Consider the following 15,300-nt stretch of genomic DNA (forward strand, 5'->3'; position numbering starts at 1 on the left):
TTTCAGCTCTCCCACTCTTTCGCCCGTTCCACAGCCTTCCTCCATCCCGCCATCAGCGGTGCCATGTCGCTCGATGGCCGCCCCGGCGAAAACACCCGCTCCACCTCGTGACATCCCTGGATCTCCTCCCGGCTCTTCCAGAAACCCGTTCCAAGCCCCGCAAGGAAAGCCGCACCCGCTGCCGTGCTCTCAATGTCCTTCGGCCGCAAAACATCCACGCCTAACAAGTCCGCCTGGAACTGCATCAGCAGATCACTCCTCACCGCACCCCCATCCACCCTCAGCTCCTTCAGCTCGATGCTGCTATCCCTGACCATACAGGCCGCCAGCTCCGCGCTCTGGAACGCGATCGCCTCCAGCGCCGCCCTGCAAAAATGCGCCCGGTTCGTCCCGCGCGTCATCCCAAACGCCGCCCCCCGCGCATACGGATCCCAATGCGGAGCACCCAGCCCCGTGAAAGCCGGCACCAAATACATCCCGCCCGCATCCGGCACACTCTCCGCAAGTTGATTCGCTTCCTCCGCCGATCGCACCAGCTGCAGTTCATCACGCAGCCACTGCACCAGCGCCCCGCCAATAAAGACTGACCCCTCCAGCGCATACTCGATCTTCCCACCGATCTGCCACGCCACCGTCGTCAGCAGATTATTCCGCGACACTACCGCCTCATCACCGGTATGCATCAGCATGAAGCAGCCCGTCCCATAGGTGTTCTTCGCCATGCCCGGAGAGAAGCACCCTTGCCCGAAAAGCGCCGCATGCTGATCCCCGGCAATCCCCGCGATCGGAATCCCTTCGATCGATTCTCCAAAGACGCCGCTGCTATCCTTCACCTCCGGCAGCATCGAGCGCGGGATGCCCAGGATTTCCAAAAGCTCATCATCCCACCGCCCTTCGTGGATATTATACAGCAGCGTCCGTGAAGCATTGGTCGCATCCGTCGCATGAATCGTGCGCCCACTGAGCCGCCACAGCAGCCAGCTATCCACCGTGCCGAACATCAGCTTGCCCGCTTCTGCTTTCGCCCGCGCACCTTCCACGTTCTCCAGGATCCAGCGGATCTTCGTGCCTGAGAAATACGGATCCAGCCGCAGCCCCGTCTTCGCCGTGAAGAGCGACTCCACACTGTCCGCCCTCAGCCGAGCGCAGTCATCCGCAGTGCGCCGGTCTTGCCACACGATCGCCGGATAAACCGGCCGCCCCGTATCCCGCTCCCACACCAGGGTCGTCTCACGCTGGTTCGTGATCCCGATCGCCGCGATATCCTCAGGCAAAAGGTCAGCCTTCCCCAGCGCCTCGACCGCCGTCGACCACTGGCTCGCCCAGATCGCCAGCGGATCATGCTCCACCCACCCGGGCCGTGGATACTCCTGCGGAAATTCGCGTTGCCCGACCGCCACCGGCTTTCCGGCATGGTCGAAGACGACAGCGCGCGATGAGGTCGTTCCTTGGTCGAGCGCGAGAATGTGGGTGCGCGGCATGGGGAGAAAGAGGGAGTCTTCTCACCCTAACACCGGATCGGAAAAAGTGCGAAGGATCTTCGGTGACTCCTTCACCCCTCCTCCCTAGCCTGCCCTCACCACCGCGACCCGATGCCCCAGACCGTCACCCGTTTCGCCCCGAGCCCCACCGGCTGGCCGCATCTCGGCCACGCCTACGCCGCAAAGGTCGCCCGCGATCTGGCAAAACAAGACGAAGGTCGCTTCCTGCTCCGCTTCGAAGACATCGACCACACCCGCGTCAGGCCCGAGTATTACGATGCGATCGAAACCGACCTGCACTGGCTGGGCCTCGATTGGGACGGTCCCGCGCTACGTCAATCCGACCGCACCACCGCCTACGCCGCCGCCCTCGAAGATCTCCGCCACATCGGCGTCGCCTACCCCTGCTTCTGCACCCGCCGGGAGATCGAGGATGAAGTCGCCCGCATGATCAGCGCCCCGCACGGCCCCGAGGGCGCACTCTACCCCGGCACCTGCCGCCGGCTTTCCGAGGACGAGCGGAACACCCGCCTCGCCGACGGCCAGCAGCCCGCATGGCGGCTCGATGCCGGAAAAGCCGCCGAAATCACCGGCCCCCTCTCCTTCACCGACCTCCGCCACGGCCACATCCCCGTCGATCCCACCCTCCTCGGCGACGTCGTCCTCGCCCGCAAGGACATCGGCACCTCCTACCACCTCGCCGTCGTCGTGGACGATTCCTTCCAGCAAGTCACCCACGTCACCCGCGGGGAGGACCTGCTGCCGTCCACCCACGTCCACCGCATCCTCCAGACGCTGCTCGGATTTCCCGAGCCCGTCTACCTCCACCACGCCCTCGTCGTGGACGAAAACGGCGTCCGCCTCGCCAAGCGCCACGACTCCCTTTCCATCCGCAGCCTCCGCGAGGCGAAATTGACCCCGCCAGACCTACTGGCCCGCTTGCCCTGAAGGGCAGGAAATGCTAAATATCTCCCAGATGGGCTACTTCTCAGGCTACAATATCCTCGCCGGTTTCGTCTTCGGTACCATCGGCATTGGAGCATGGCGCTACGGGAAATCCCTCGAGCGTTGGAAGCCGGTCGTGATCGGCCTTGCGCTCATGATCTACCCGTATTTCACGCCGTGGGCATGGTTGACCTGGTCGGTGGGCGTCGCCCTCTGCGTCACGCTGTACTTCCACCACGACTGCTGAGACACCTCAGCGGATCGGGTTCAAGGTGAGCCGCACCGGCCACGAAGCCTCTTTCGCTGACTCCAGCCTGACCCACGCCGCATGCTCGCGGCCATCCTTCCAGGCGTTGGCCACAATATAGAGGCCCGCCGGATCGTCCGCCCGGACGCGATTCAAGCGATACACGCCGCCCTTGTCAGCGGTCGGCGGCCAGACGGATTTCCCGACAGCCAGCCAGCCTCCCCGATGATTGATCGGCTGGCTCTCTCCACCCACCCAGATCGAAATCTGCGCAAACTCCGCAGGCGACCCATCGGGAAACGTCAGCCGGATGGCATCCCTCCAATAGCCATACCATCTCCACCCCTTCCACATCAGCGCGAGCAGGAGGATCGCAATCAAAAGCCTGCGCCAATGCCGCATGCCCTGACCCTCCCTTCTTCTTCCCCCGCCCCGCAAGCCACATTTCCTTCTGGTCTCAAGTCGCCCGCTCTTGAAAGCTAGCGGCCATGTCTGACATCCGCATCACGCTGCACACTGACAAGGGCGACATCGACGGCACCATCTTCGCCTCGAAGGTGCCCATCACCTCCGCCAACTACCTCAATCTCGCCAAGCGCGGCTACTACGACGGCGTGGCCTTCCACCGGGTGATCGCCAATTTCATGATCCAGGGCGGCGACCCCACCGGCACCGGACGCGGCGGCCCGGGCTACAAGTTCGCGGACGAAATCGACCGCTCGCTCAAGCATGACAAGCCCGGCCTCTTCTCCATGGCCAATGCCGGCCCGAACACCAACGGCAGCCAGTTCTTCATCACCCACCTCCCCACCCCGCACCTCGATGGCAAGCACGCCGTCTTCGGCGAGGTCACCAAGGGCCAGGACGTGGTGAACGCCATCCGCCAGGGCGACAAGATTAAGTCCATCACCATCCACGACGACACCGCCTCCCTGTTCGAAAATCAGAAGGACAACGTCGAGCACTGGAACTCCATTTTGGACAAGAAGTAAGACCCGTTTGAAAACTTAGTTAGCTTTTCCTAACTATCCACAGCCCCCGCTTCCGGTGCCCTAGCGCCCGGTCGCGGGGGCTTTCTGTTAGGCCCGCAAACCTTGATAAATCAACGTTTGCAGATTTTGCAGGGGGAAATTCGGACAATCTCGGAAGCCTTACGTCTTCGCGTAGGATGGAGCCGGACCTCTTGATTTCCGGACTAAACGGGCGCTTCATTGGCCCCGTCAGCACCCCCCCGTGCTGACGCTGTCACACCCCCCACCCCCCACATGAAGTTCCCCCTGCCCCTCGGCAGGTGCCTGATGGCTGGCATGCTTGCATGCTTCTGCCTTTCCGGCATCTCCGCCGCCGCCGATCTCGACGTCCCTCGAGGCACTCTCACTGTCGACCGCGACCTCGTCCGTGTCGGCATGAAGTCCCAGCTCACCTGGCAAATCGATTACCCCGCGCCGATCACGAGCGTCGTGGACATCGTCACGCCGAACATCATCAAGCCGAAAAAGGACCTCAAGATGAAGGTCCGCGTCCTGGGTGCCTCCTTCCAGGAATCCATCCTCTCGTTCCTCCCGGTCGAGGTTCAGTGGAGCAAGAACAGCTCCACCTGGACACGCATCTACTACGGTCTCCAGACCAACGTGCTACCCAGCGTCCCCGTGCTGCAAACCACCGTGAAGGCCGGCGACACCATCAACTTCGGCGGCCGCGGCTACCGTGACGGTGCCTGGCTCCCGCTCTACAACACCGCTCAAGCCACCAAGAACCTGGTCATGCTGAAGAACAACGACACGGTCCCCTCCACCGTGCCAGCGCTCAACGGCAGCTCCATCGAAAGCTTCCTCAAGCCCTACATGGATACCGTGACCAAGAAGGTGAAGATCGGCGACCGCGACCTGATCCTGCTCATGGAGCTCGGTCAGACCAACACCTCCAACTCCGGCTTCGACCTTCAGGACCTCGTCGTCCTCGTCACCTTCGAATAACCCCCTGCTCCAACTCAACCTCATCTCCCCCCGGATGAAAACCACCCTGCTCCTCCTCGCCCTTGCCAATGCCGCCTTGGCCGCTCCCACGATGACCGAAAGCATCACGCCCGAGGAAATCGCCGCGCGCCAGAAGGCCCCCTCCCCGCTCGCTGCCATCCCGCAGCCGGCAGCATCGACGGAAACAGGAACCGTGGTTCATCCGGAGGAGCAGTCGATCATCAAGCAGTCCGATATCCTCAACGACGGCCAGCATTGGACCCTCGTTCCGAAGGGTGCCGTGCTTCACATCCCGCCCGCCTTCACCACGCGGGTGGGTGCCAAGCCCGTCGGAACCCTCCTCCCTTGGGTCGAGTTTCTCACCGTCAACCGCAACTGGCTCTTCACCGAGGAAGTCAACATCGACAACGCCTCGGGCAAGACACCGCTTCCTCCCAGCCGCCTCGAGGCCTGGCAGAAGTTGAAGAAGGTCGTCGTCGCCGTCCACCTCGGCGGCCCGATTTCCGTCCGCACGCAGCCGCCCGCCAATTCTGATCCCGTAGCATCCACCCGATGAAAACGCTCCTTCTTTCCAGTCTTCTTCTCTGCTCCCAGGCATTCGCCGTGGGCGAAGGATACACGAACTTCATCCGTCAGACCCAGCAGGAGACGGGCGTGGTATGGAACATGCCAGTCGTTCCCCAGGGGCAGGCATCCTCCACCGGAACACTGGAAAGCAAGGGCGCACTGTTCCAGCTCTGGACCATCGAAACGGCCACCGCGAAGGAATACATGCTCGATCAAAAGCTGGTCGGAGCCTATCTGCCCGCAGCCACCGTCACGGTAAAGACGCTGGACCCTTTCGATAAATACCCGCGCACCCGCGCCGACCAGCCGTTCACCGTGACCTATCAGGTCTCCGGGCTGCTCGCCGGCACGAATCTCCCCGTGGCCTCTACCAAGGTACTTTTGGAGCAATACACCAAGGCCTACACGGTTACTGAGCAAAAGAGCCCGCTTCCTCCTGCCTCCGTCATCACGGGCACTCCTTTCTCGAGCGCCTACCTCACCAGCAACGGTGTCTCCACCCTGACCTTCCCCGTCACCAGTCTCAAGTCCACTGACCCGTCGAAGCTCAAGGGCGAAGAATACTTCGTGGTCCAGGCGTTGGGCGACGGCACCTTCACCCAGACCCAGATCGCCAGCGGCTTCGTTCAGGTCTGGCCGGTCACCTCCGGAGGCGTCCAGGGAATCACTTCCGGCCAAAAGATCCGCTTCAGCCTCCCATCCCTCACGGCCACCTACACCGATGTCTATCCTGGCTCCAGCGTCTGGCTCCAGATCTACAAGGGCACCCAGAAACTGGGCACCACCGGCACCATCCTTCCCGGCTCCACCTGGAATAACACTTACGAATACAGCAAGGGTAACATCGTCACGGTGACCGACTACAACTCCCTCGCCACTACCGATGGCGACTACACCATCGAAATGCTGAGCCAAACCCCGTTCGGACTCGAACGCCTCAGCTACGTCACCTTCTCCGTTGATCGCACCATCCAGATCAACGCCCACATGGCCGAGTACTAAGTTATCCCATCATCTGATTTCAAAGAGGTCTGTTCACCCTCTTCACCCGATCCCCCCGCTGTAATCGGGCCGGCCGGCGGTGCCGAAGGAGCCCCTACTCCCCCCAAGGTGTCCTTCCCACTGTCCGGCCGGTGCCGAGACGGCTCAGTTCTGCCATCCGGCAGCGTGGTCTTTTTTTGACCACGGTTTCCCAACCCATAACCAGTCCCCCCACATGAAGTCCTCCCAGCTTCTCGTTGGTAGGTGCGCGGTCGCCAGCACCCTTGCCGTGTCCTGCATCGCTTCTGCGACAGACACTGCCATCCTCGATCCCGCGGCACCTCACGGCACCCTCACGGTCGACAGCAATTGGATACGCATCGGCATGAAATCCCAGCTCTCTTGGGGCATTGACTACCCGGCCCCCATCATCGGCTTGGCTGACGTCGTCCCGCCGTACGTGATCAAGCCGAAGAAGGACCTCAAGATGAAAGTCCGCGTGATCGGTGCCTGCCTCCAGCAGGCCAAGTCTAACAACGGCCACGGCAATAATGCCGACGGCGTCGACTCATCCAATCCCGGCCAAGGCTCCGGCGGCCCGAATGGAGCCATCGATCTTTCGAACGGCATCGATGACGAACTGAAGGGCCTCAAAAACAGTTACCTCCCGGTCGAAGTGCTGTGGAGCCTCAATGGTGCCACCTGGACCCGCCTCTACTATGGCACCCAGAACCAGGTGAATTCATCCAAGCCCGTCCTCGATACCACCGTGCTGAATGGAAGCTCCATCAACTTCGCGGCACGTGGCTGGCGGGATGGCGCATGGCTGCCCCTCTACAGCACGGCGGTCGGCACCGCCAATCTGGTCGTCCTGAAAAACGGCGACCCCATTCCATCGTCAGTCCCGGCATTGGACGGAAGCTCCATCGGAAGCTACCTCAAGCCTTACGTCGACACCGTCACCAAAGCCGTGAAAATCGGTGACCGCGACCTGATCATCCTCATGGAGATCGGCCAAACCAGTACCGCGAGTGCTGGTTTCGATCTTCAGGATGTCGTGATCCTGGTGACCTTCGAATAAACAGCCACTCGAAGGGCTTTCAGCCCTGCCACTCCGGCAGGGTTTCTGTTAGAATGGCGGCGATCCGCTTGCGCTCCGACTCCTTCAGCCAGTCGAACGCCGGATCGTCGCCAGCCAGCACCGCCTTCATCCGCGCGATCACCGCCGACTTCACCCGCGGCGGCAGGTCGTGGAAGGCCTGCGAATAGACCATGTAGGAGCACCGGTTCTTGAAGATCCGCCCGTAGAGCTGGAAGTCCGCCAGCGATTCGCCGGCCTTCGTCCGCGGAAAGTGCCCCACGAACATCTTCTGGAAGGCCTCGCCTCCTTCGATCCCTTCACCGGGATCGACTTCGTCCTTGAAGAACAGGCACTCCGCAATCTTCTCCGCCGATCCATCCGCGACTCGGCCCGCACTGCCCGCATCCGGATCATTCTGCGAATCCAGCGCCCGGCTGAGAAAGTAAGCGCGGCGATACTGCATCGCCGCCGCCGTCATCAGGTTGTTCATCCGGCATTGGTGCTCCAGCACCATCAGCGCCACGATGTCGCTGGTCGCCCGCGGATACTTCGAGGTGTCGATCAGGCCTGACACATCCGCCAAATCACTCGTCTTCGGCGTCGCATCCCCGTCTTCCTCATACGTGCGGTTTCCCAGATGTGGCAGCGAACTGCGCCCCGTCACGTAGTAGCCACCCCACCGCTCCTGGAGTGGCGTGTCATGATTCACATGGCTCGTCCCCATCGCCAGCAGCGGGTGCCCGTCCACATTCGGAAACACCGACCTCACCTGCAGCCCCGGCACCCCTTCCGTCCGCGTGGTTCCATGGCAGGACATGCAGTTGGAAAGATCCCGCTCGATCTTTAGTCCGCCCGTCGGATTCGCATCGATTGTGTAAAACACCGAGCCCAAATCCGGATCTTGCACCACCGCCTCGATGATTCCGCCCGGCACGTAGCCCACATAGGCGTTCTCCGAAAAAAACAACGCGCGCGGGTTCTTCGGATGAATCAGCGCAATCTGATGGCTGGTCTTCGAGAAAACCAGAATCTGCGACTCCTCCGGCACCTTCAGCTCCCGCAGCACGAATTTCAGCCGCTCCAGCGGCGAGCTCCCCTCCATCTGCCGTGCCCCGGATTCCAAGTCCGCCGCCAGCTTCGCCAGCGAATTCTCCGACTTCGCGTCCGAATACCGGATCGGCGGCAAATCCCAATAGTCCGCGTCCGCTGGTGCGCTTTGCACCAGCGCCAGAAGCAGGAGAAATCGTCGCACGCCCCCAATTAACGAACTTTTATTCCGTTTTCTATCCCAAATCTCGCCCCGGGTCGGTCGAACAGCTTCACACCCCTTCCCTTGACCCCGCCGCCCTGTCCCGCAAGTCTCCGCGCCGCCGCATGCTTTCCGTCCACAATCTCCGCGTCGAATATGGCGCCCGCGTCCTATTCTCGGATCTTACCTTCTCGATCCTGCCACGGGAGCGCATCGCCTTCGCCGGCCACAACGGCGCCGGCAAATCCACGCTCATGAAAGCCATCGCCGGCATCGTGGAAGTCTCCGGCGGCAAGGTCGTCGTCCCCCGCGGCACCCGCGTCGGCTACCTCCCGCAGGAAGGCATCCACGTGAAGGGCATCTCGCTCTGGGATGAGACCATGAGCGCCTTCGGTGAGGCGATCGCCATGCAGGAGAAGATCGATCGCCTTTCCGCGGAGTTGGAAAAGCTCGACCCGCGTTCGTCTCCCTACGGCGAACTCCTCGAGGAAATCGGCGAGTTGGAGCTGCGACTGGATTCCGTCGATCCCGCCCGCATGAAACCCAAGGTGGAGTCCGTTCTCCAAGGCCTGGGCTTCTCGAAGTCCGACTTCGAGCGCGACTGCGGCCACTTCTCCGGCGGCTGGCAGATGCGTATCGCCATGGCCAAGCTCTTCCTCCAGGAGCCCGAAGTCCTGCTGCTGGACGAACCGACGAACCACCTCGACATCGGCACCCAGCGCTGGGTCGAGCAGTATCTCTACGCCTACCCTGGCGCGATCATCCTGATTTCCCACGATTTGGCGCTGCTCGATGGGCTGTGCACCCGCACGCTGGCCTTCCACCACGGCCGTTGCGAGGAGTATGCCGGCAACTACTCCTACTATCAGACCGAGTCGGTACTTCGTAAGGAGATCCAGCTCAAGCGATACACCGCACAGCAGCGGGAAATCGCCGAGGTCCAGCGCTTCATTGATCGCTTCCGCGCCTCCGCCAATAAGGCGACACTGGTCCAGTCCCGCATCAAGATGCTGGAAAAAATCGAGCGCATCCCCGCACCGGAAGCCGAGGACGCGGTGATGAACTTCAAGTTCCCGCCGCCACCAAACAGCGGCAATCTCACCGCGAAGCTTGAGAAGGTTTCGAAGGCCTATGGCTCGCTGCAGGTCTTCAAGAACTTCGACTTCGAAGTGAACCGCGGCGAACGCATCGCCATCGTCGGACCAAACGGCGCGGGCAAGTCCACCTTCTGCCGCATCATCACCGGCCAGGAACAACCGGACAGCGGCGAGCACGCCTTCGGCATGCGCGTGGCGACTTCGTTCTTCTCGCAAAACCACGCCGACGAACTCGATCCCAACAAAACGGTCCTCGAAACCGTCGAGGAAGCCGCATCGCGTGAGTCCGCTCCATATTGCCGGAATCTGTTAGGCTGCTTCCTCTTCCGCGGGGACGATGTCTTCAAGAAAGTCGGCGTGCTCTCCGGTGGTGAACGCTCGCGCGTCGCACTTACCCGCATGCTCGTGGCTCCGGCCAACTTCCTCATCCTCGACGAACCGACGAACCACCTCGACATGCAATCGCAGGAGGTGCTCCAGCGCGCGCTCGCCGACTATGCCGGCACCGTGATGATCGTCTCCCACAATCGCGCCTTCATGGACCCCGTGGTTCACAAGACCCTCGAGTTCCGCCCCGGCGAGGACCCGCGCCTCTTCCAAGGCAACATCACCTACTACTTGGAGAAGACCGCCGACGAAAAGTCCGGCCCGAGCCTCTCCACTCGCGCCGCTACGACGGAAACGAAACAGCCCGCCGCCGGCCAGGCTCCCGCCACGCTTTCCCGCAAGGACCAGAAGCGCATCGAAGCCGAGCAACGCCAGCTCCGCAACCAGGTGCTCAAGCCGCTCGAAGAAGAACTCGTCGTCTTGGAAAAGCGCATCTCCGACCTCGAAACCGCACAGGCCAACGCCACCGCGGACCTCTCCAAGCCGGAAGTCGTCGCCTCCCCCGCCAAGTTCCGCCTCGTCAGCAACACCATCGAGCAAGTCACCACGAAGCTCGAAGCCTCCATCTCCCGCTGGGAAGCCCTGACCGAAGAGATCGAGTCAGTGAAAGCAAAGCTAGTGTGACAAAGCCGACGTGGTCCGCACGCGCCGCGTGCGGTTCACCAGTCAAGGAAGCTATCGGCGGGCGAACGACCTCGAGCGACATGCATAGGGACGCCCCCAACGAATAGGACGCCCCCAACGACTAGCCTCTCTTCAGCCCCAACGGGGCGCAATCCCTCAGCCCAGCCCATTGGGCTGGGTTTTGAATTGCAGAGACTCCGAAGGGCTGAAGGCCCGGCACATTGGGAGAGGATGGAACCCATTCTCGCCGTCCGCTACATTCTGGCACCAATTTCCCGTTTCCCTCCCCCGCTCCCCGTGCTTGTTTGCTAACAAGCCCATGAAATTGAAGTTCTGCGGTGCCGCCGGCACCACCACCGGTTCGCAGCATCTGCTGGAAGTCAACGGCACCCGCATCCTCCTCGATTGCGGCCTCTACCAAGGCCATCGCGAGGAAAGCTACGACGTGAACTGCAAGTTCCCCCACTTCGATCCAAAGGAGATCGACGTCGTCATCCTCTCCCACGCCCACATCGACCACAGCGGCAATCTCCCCAATCTCTGCAAGCAGGGCTTCAGCGGAAACATCTACACCACCTTCGCCACCCGCGACCTCTGCCAAGTCATGCTCGCGGACAGCGCCCACATCCAAGAGCAGGACACCGAGTGGCTGAACAAGGACCGCGCCAAGGACGGTCTGCCACCCGTGAAGCCGCTCTACATGCAGGAGGACGCCGAGCGCTGCCTGCGCCAGTTCGTAACCCTCGGCTACGAACGCCCGATGCCCGTCGCTGAAGGCGTCACCGTAACCTTCTACGACGCCGGCCACATTCTCGGCGCCGCCCAAGTCTTGTTAGAGATCATCGACAAGGAAGACGGCGGAAAGAAGAAGCGCTTCCTCTTCTCCGGCGACATCGGCCGCGGCGGCAATGAAATCCTCCGTGACCCGGTCGTCGTTCGCGATGTCGACTTCGTCCTGATGGAAAGCACCTACGGCGGCCGCGAACACGAACTCCCCACCGGGGCAACCGATGAGTTCGGCAAGATCCTCGAAGCCGCCTTGAAAAGAGGCGGCAAGGTCATGATCCCGGCCTTCGCCGTCGAACGCACCCAGCAGCTCCTCTACATCCTCAACCAGCTCTTCCACTCCGGAAAAGTCAGGCAAGTCCCCGTCTATGTGGACAGCCCGCTCGCCGTGAATGCCACCGAGATCTTCCGCATCCATCCCGAGTGCTTCAACGAAACCGTCTATCGCTTCCTCTTCGAACAGCGCGACCCCTTCATCTTCGAAGGCCTGCACCTGCTCCGCTCGGTGAACGACTCGAAGAAGCTCAACGACGCCAATACCGCTCCCTGCATCATCATCTCCGCCTCCGGCATGTGCGAGGCGGGCCGCATCCGCCACCATCTCAAGAACGGCCTCGATGACCCGCGGAATACCGTCCTCTTCGTCGGCTACTGCGCCGACAATACCCTCGGCCGCGCCATCCGCGATGGCCGTCCGCAAGTGAACATCTTCGGCAAGCCGGTAAAGGTCCGCGCCGCCATCGAAACCATCGACTCCTTCTCCGGCCACGCCGATCACTCGGAGCTGCTCGATTGGTTCCACCGCATGACCGGCCCCAAGAAACGCGTCTGGCTCGTCCACGGCGAACCCGAGCGCGCCAATTCACTGCGCGAAGCACTCACCACGCAGCACGATGGTGCGGTCGACGTCGCCGTCCTCGGCGAAACCGTGGAGATCTAACACAGGCAGGAAACGCTCTCCACTACGGCAGGGAACGCTCTCCGAGCGGTCCGGCTTATGGCGGCCCGCTTCCTAACGCCAACTCCAAACATTCAATCGAAGCCGCTCCCACCCGGGTCTCGCGGCGAATCATCCGCCAAGACTCCTCAGCGCTTCTCCTTCTTCTTCTCGCTGCTGGCCACGGTCACACCGCGCATCCCGAAGAGCGAGGTCGCCTTGAGAATCGGCTTCGCCTTGTTGTCGTTGCTCGCCACCTGCGCATTGGCGCGCTTGCGATCACGCCCGCTGTCCGCGCTTGCAGACATCGGCGCATCGTTCACCAGCGTGCGTGCCGTGCTCACCGACGAACCGTCCGGACGCTTGAGCGCCGGCATCTTCACCGTCGAGGTATTCACTGCGGAACGCATGTCGTCGGTATCGGGATCGATGGCATAGCCATCCTTGAGATACTTCCCGTCGATCTTGGTGCGTCCCACCATCAGGCCGCTTCCCTCACGGAGGATCTGGCCGCCCTTTCCTACTTCGAGAAAGATCCGGTTGTTAGACGAGCCGGTATTGAGCAGCCCACCCACATTGATCTCGTTGCCAGCGGCAATCTCGATCCGGGGAGCACTGCTCGTTCCCATGTGCAGCACGAAGCCCTCGCCACTGGCCACCTTGAGATGGCGCCCAGACCCGCTCGTCTCCACGGTCACCGCACGTCCACCACCGATGCGAACCGCATCGGCCGCCTGGATCAGTCCGCTAGCCGGAATCCTTACAGTCGGCCCGGCCAGCACCACGCTGCCATTCGTCGCCGAGACGGTTCCGCTCACGGTCAGCGTCGAGCCCGAGCCCGCGGTCATCGTGAAGGTGCCACCGCTGTTGAAAGCCTGCGGGTCCACATTCATCGTCGCCAGCGTCACGTTGTTCGCCGTCACCGTGCCGGTCACCTTGAGATCTGCATTCGGAGAAAAGAACCCGACGTCGCCGTTGGAAGTCACGGTGCCGGCAATCTTGTTCGTCGACGTGCCATTGAGCATGTTCGTCACGCTGGTGCCGCCGATGAAGTCGAAGATCAGTTCATTCCCCGAGCCGAGGTTGAACTGACCCCAGTCGAGCACCGTATCACCGGTGATCGTGAAGACCAGACGGGTGCCGGTGGACGTGATCTCGCTTAGCCACGTCGCCGAACCGGGCGTGGACAAAACAGGTACCCCGACCGCTTGGCCGTGGGCAGATACGATGAGGAGGGCCGGTACAAGCCCGGCAAGGGGGAATAGGGAGAGTTTCATGTCGATGCGTTCGGTGGGACTGACGACCGCTCGTATGATTTTGAAATTAAACCCTACTTAGACGCTTGCAAAGCCTTCTTTTTTAGATTTTCCTACTGTCAGCTTCACCCCGATGTCCCCCGTTCACCCCCAACGGCACTTGGAAAAGTGCTGGGAAGCCTGCTGGCACCGCGCCCGCCGGCCGGTGGAAGGCGTCCTCGTCCCAGAGGATCAGGCCTCCAAGATCGCCGAGCAGGTCCTCCGCAATATCTGCCTCGACTACGAGGAACTCCCGCCCGAGGCCGAATTCACCGCCCGGGTCATTCAGGAAACCGCCGAGGCCACCCGCGATATCGTCGCCGGAATCCGCCGGAAACAAGCGGATCCCCAGCTTCACCACGATCCGGAGGATCGCCGCTACACCCAGAATCTCGATCTGGATCGGCTCCAGCGCGCTCACCCCGATCGCGGCTTCAGCGATCCCGAGTGGAATCGCCTGCCGGAAATCCTCCGCCCGCTTGCCCTCGCCACCCTCAGCCGCAAGGGCATTCAGGGAGCCGATGCCGAGGACGTCTTCAGCGATACTCTCGTGGAACTCATCCGCGAGCGCGAGGAAAGCCGCCGCGCCCCTATCCTCGATCCCACGGTCTTCGAGGAGATCATTCCCCTTCACTCCCGCATCGTCCAATACCGCGCCATCGACTGGTTCCGCCGCAAGAGCGCCCTCAAAAACCAGCCGAATGCCGGCGAGAGCTTCGACGCCCTCACCGGCGACACCGACCGCCCGATGCAGTTCGAGGATGCCTCGGACTCCACGCTCAGCTTCGATAAAATCTACGCCGAGTGCCGTGAGGCCCTCAGCTCGCTGGAGTGGCAGCTCGTCTACCACCTCTACGTCGCCCAGACCTCCACGGTCCAGGACCTCGTCACCAATGACGCCTTCTGCGCCAAGCTTGGCATCAAGGCCGGTGCCTCCGCCTCCACCCGCCGCCGCGTGATCGGCGAGCTCGTGGAGGAAGCCCTGGAAAAAATCAGGGAAAATTTAATATTTTGAAAATCGGGCCATCAACCTGCGATTGAAACCCCAGACGCCATGGACCCCAACCTTCTTCCAGAACGCCTCCTTCCGGCCCGCGACCTTCTCACTCGCAGCCTGGTGCTGCATCCGCAGGACTTGGCCCCGGCCATGCCCTCCGGCCTCGCCGCCGATCTTGCCGCCCGCTTCGCCCCGCGGATGGCCGAGTCCGCCCCGGTCAGAATTCCACTGACCGAACGCTTCCGCAACTGGCTGTCTTCGCCGAGCTTCGGCTTGGCCGCCGCAGCAGCCGTCGTCATCGGGGTCGCGATTCCCATGCTTTCGGCTCCCGATCCCTCAACGCCGGAAATCTTCCGCGGTGAAACGATGGCCTCCGTCAGCGACACCGTCCGCATCGCCTTCATCGGCGAGAATGCCGACGTCACCGCCGCGATCAAATCTTCCGGTAACTTCGAAGCCTTCGCCTTCGCCGCCGACGCCGCCTCCCTTCCCGGGCCAAAGGTGGTGATCGACTTCCGCACCGGAACCGTCAATTCGGTGAACTCCAGCGGCCAGACAATCCACTCGTCACGGCTCCCCATAGAAGCCAAGCAAACACCCGACGTGGTGGCCGACGCGATTTCCCGCCTCAGCGGCAAATGAGCTTGTGA

15 protein-coding genes are annotated in these 15,300 nt (G+C 62.1%); 11 read left to right on the top strand and 4 right to left on the bottom strand.

Going from position 1 to position 15,300, the window contains the following annotated elements; translation table 11 throughout:
- Positions 1–2: 2 nt before the first annotated feature.
- Positions 3–1,481, bottom strand: a complete 1,479-nt coding sequence (gene glpK / locus WKV53_RS24890) for a glycerol kinase GlpK (protein ID WP_341407541.1) — start codon at positions 1,479–1,481, stop codon at positions 3–5.
- Between the two features lie 111 nt (positions 1,482–1,592).
- Between glpK and gluQRS the strand changes: the two genes are divergently transcribed.
- Together gluQRS and WKV53_RS24900 are read left to right on the top strand one after the other, a co-directional pair.
- Positions 1,593–2,429, top strand: coding sequence for a tRNA glutamyl-Q(34) synthetase GluQRS (gene gluQRS, locus WKV53_RS24895; RefSeq protein ID WP_341407542.1), 837 nt, complete (start codon positions 1,593–1,595; stop codon positions 2,427–2,429).
- A 10-nt stretch (positions 2,430–2,439) separates the two neighbouring features.
- A complete protein-coding gene (locus WKV53_RS24900; RefSeq protein WP_341407543.1) occupies positions 2,440–2,673 on the top strand; it encodes a hypothetical protein in 234 nt (77 codons plus the stop codon).
- Positions 2,674–2,679: 6 nt separating this feature from the next.
- Here WKV53_RS24900 and WKV53_RS24905 read toward each other — a convergent pair whose 3' ends face one another.
- Positions 2,680–3,054, bottom strand: coding sequence for a hypothetical protein (locus WKV53_RS24905; RefSeq protein WP_341407544.1), 375 nt, complete (start codon positions 3,052–3,054; stop codon positions 2,680–2,682).
- A 107-nt stretch (positions 3,055–3,161) separates the two neighbouring features.
- On the opposite strand from WKV53_RS24905, the gene WKV53_RS24910 reads away from it, so the two are divergent.
- The 5 genes from WKV53_RS24910 (at position 3,162) to WKV53_RS24930 (ending at position 7,278) form a co-directional block, all read left to right on the top strand.
- A complete protein-coding gene (locus WKV53_RS24910; RefSeq protein ID WP_341407545.1) occupies positions 3,162–3,665 on the top strand; it encodes a peptidylprolyl isomerase in 504 nt (167 codons plus the stop codon).
- Between the two features lie 273 nt (positions 3,666–3,938).
- Positions 3,939–4,649: a hypothetical protein gene (locus WKV53_RS24915; RefSeq protein ID WP_341407546.1), complete on the top strand. Its 711-nt coding sequence runs from the start codon at positions 3,939–3,941 to the stop codon at positions 4,647–4,649.
- Positions 4,650–4,683: 34 nt separating this feature from the next.
- Positions 4,684–5,205, top strand: coding sequence for a hypothetical protein (locus WKV53_RS24920; RefSeq protein ID WP_341407547.1), 522 nt, complete (start codon positions 4,684–4,686; stop codon positions 5,203–5,205).
- Complete coding sequence (locus tag WKV53_RS24925) at positions 5,202–6,218, top strand: hypothetical protein (RefSeq protein WP_341407548.1); 1,017 nt, start codon at positions 5,202–5,204, stop codon at positions 6,216–6,218. Before WKV53_RS24920 ends, WKV53_RS24925 begins: the two co-directional genes overlap by 4 nt.
- Positions 6,219–6,432: 214 nt before the next feature.
- A complete protein-coding gene (locus WKV53_RS24930; RefSeq protein ID WP_341407549.1) occupies positions 6,433–7,278 on the top strand; it encodes a hypothetical protein in 846 nt (281 codons plus the stop codon).
- Between the two features lie 19 nt (positions 7,279–7,297).
- Here WKV53_RS24930 and WKV53_RS24935 read toward each other — a convergent pair whose 3' ends face one another.
- Entirely contained in the window at positions 7,298–8,530 is a 1,233-nt protein-coding gene (locus WKV53_RS24935) for a hypothetical protein (RefSeq protein ID WP_341407550.1), read from the bottom strand.
- A gap of 122 nt (positions 8,531–8,652) precedes the next feature.
- On the opposite strand from WKV53_RS24935, the gene WKV53_RS24940 reads away from it, so the two are divergent.
- Positions 8,653–10,635, top strand: coding sequence for an ABC-F family ATP-binding cassette domain-containing protein (locus WKV53_RS24940; RefSeq protein WP_341407551.1), 1,983 nt, complete (start codon positions 8,653–8,655; stop codon positions 10,633–10,635).
- A 319-nt stretch (positions 10,636–10,954) separates the two neighbouring features.
- On the top strand, positions 10,955–12,361 hold the full coding sequence (locus WKV53_RS24945; protein WP_341407552.1) for an MBL fold metallo-hydrolase RNA specificity domain-containing protein: 1,407 nt from the start codon (positions 10,955–10,957) through the stop codon (positions 12,359–12,361).
- Between the two features lie 146 nt (positions 12,362–12,507).
- Here WKV53_RS24945 and WKV53_RS24950 read toward each other — a convergent pair whose 3' ends face one another.
- On the bottom strand, positions 12,508–13,635 hold the full coding sequence (locus WKV53_RS24950) for a hypothetical protein (RefSeq protein ID WP_341407553.1): 1,128 nt from the start codon (positions 13,633–13,635) through the stop codon (positions 12,508–12,510).
- 112 nt (positions 13,636–13,747) lie between these two features.
- Here WKV53_RS24950 and WKV53_RS24955 point away from each other — a divergent pair, with 112 nt between their 5' ends.
- Positions 13,748–14,668, top strand: coding sequence for a sigma-70 RNA polymerase sigma factor region 4 domain-containing protein (locus WKV53_RS24955; RefSeq protein WP_341407554.1), 921 nt, complete (start codon positions 13,748–13,750; stop codon positions 14,666–14,668).
- Positions 14,669–14,707: 39 nt separating this feature from the next.
- Entirely contained in the window at positions 14,708–15,292 is a 585-nt protein-coding gene (locus WKV53_RS24960; RefSeq protein WP_341407555.1) for a hypothetical protein, read from the top strand.
- Positions 15,293–15,300 lie beyond the last annotated feature (8 nt).

Source organism: Luteolibacter sp. Y139, from assembly GCF_038066715.1.
Taxonomy (GTDB): Bacteria; Verrucomicrobiota; Verrucomicrobiia; order Verrucomicrobiales; family Akkermansiaceae; genus Haloferula; species Haloferula soli.

Bases quoted from the DNA above. Each gene is read 5' to 3' on its own strand.
- glpK (WP_341407541.1), bottom strand. From the start codon at position 1,481: ATGCCGCGCACCCACATTCTCGCGCTCGACCAAGGAACGACCTCATCG.
- gluQRS (WP_341407542.1), top strand. From the start codon at position 1,593: ATGCCCCAGACCGTCACCCGTTTCGCCCCGAGCCCCACCGGCTGGCCG.
- WKV53_RS24900 (WP_341407543.1), top strand. From the start codon at position 2,440: ATGCTAAATATCTCCCAGATGGGCTACTTCTCAGGCTACAATATCCTC.
- WKV53_RS24910 (WP_341407545.1), top strand. From the start codon at position 3,162: ATGTCTGACATCCGCATCACGCTGCACACTGACAAGGGCGACATCGAC.
- WKV53_RS24915 (WP_341407546.1), top strand. From the start codon at position 3,939: ATGAAGTTCCCCCTGCCCCTCGGCAGGTGCCTGATGGCTGGCATGCTT.
- WKV53_RS24920 (WP_341407547.1), top strand. From the start codon at position 4,684: ATGAAAACCACCCTGCTCCTCCTCGCCCTTGCCAATGCCGCCTTGGCC.
- WKV53_RS24925 (WP_341407548.1), top strand. From the start codon at position 5,202: ATGAAAACGCTCCTTCTTTCCAGTCTTCTTCTCTGCTCCCAGGCATTC.
- WKV53_RS24930 (WP_341407549.1), top strand. From the start codon at position 6,433: ATGAAGTCCTCCCAGCTTCTCGTTGGTAGGTGCGCGGTCGCCAGCACC.
- WKV53_RS24940 (WP_341407551.1), top strand. From the start codon at position 8,653: ATGCTTTCCGTCCACAATCTCCGCGTCGAATATGGCGCCCGCGTCCTA.
- WKV53_RS24945 (WP_341407552.1), top strand. From the start codon at position 10,955: ATGAAATTGAAGTTCTGCGGTGCCGCCGGCACCACCACCGGTTCGCAG.
- WKV53_RS24950 (WP_341407553.1), bottom strand. From the start codon at position 13,635: ATGAAACTCTCCCTATTCCCCCTTGCCGGGCTTGTACCGGCCCTCCTC.
- WKV53_RS24955 (WP_341407554.1), top strand. From the start codon at position 13,748: ATGTCCCCCGTTCACCCCCAACGGCACTTGGAAAAGTGCTGGGAAGCC.
- WKV53_RS24960 (WP_341407555.1), top strand. From the start codon at position 14,708: ATGGACCCCAACCTTCTTCCAGAACGCCTCCTTCCGGCCCGCGACCTT.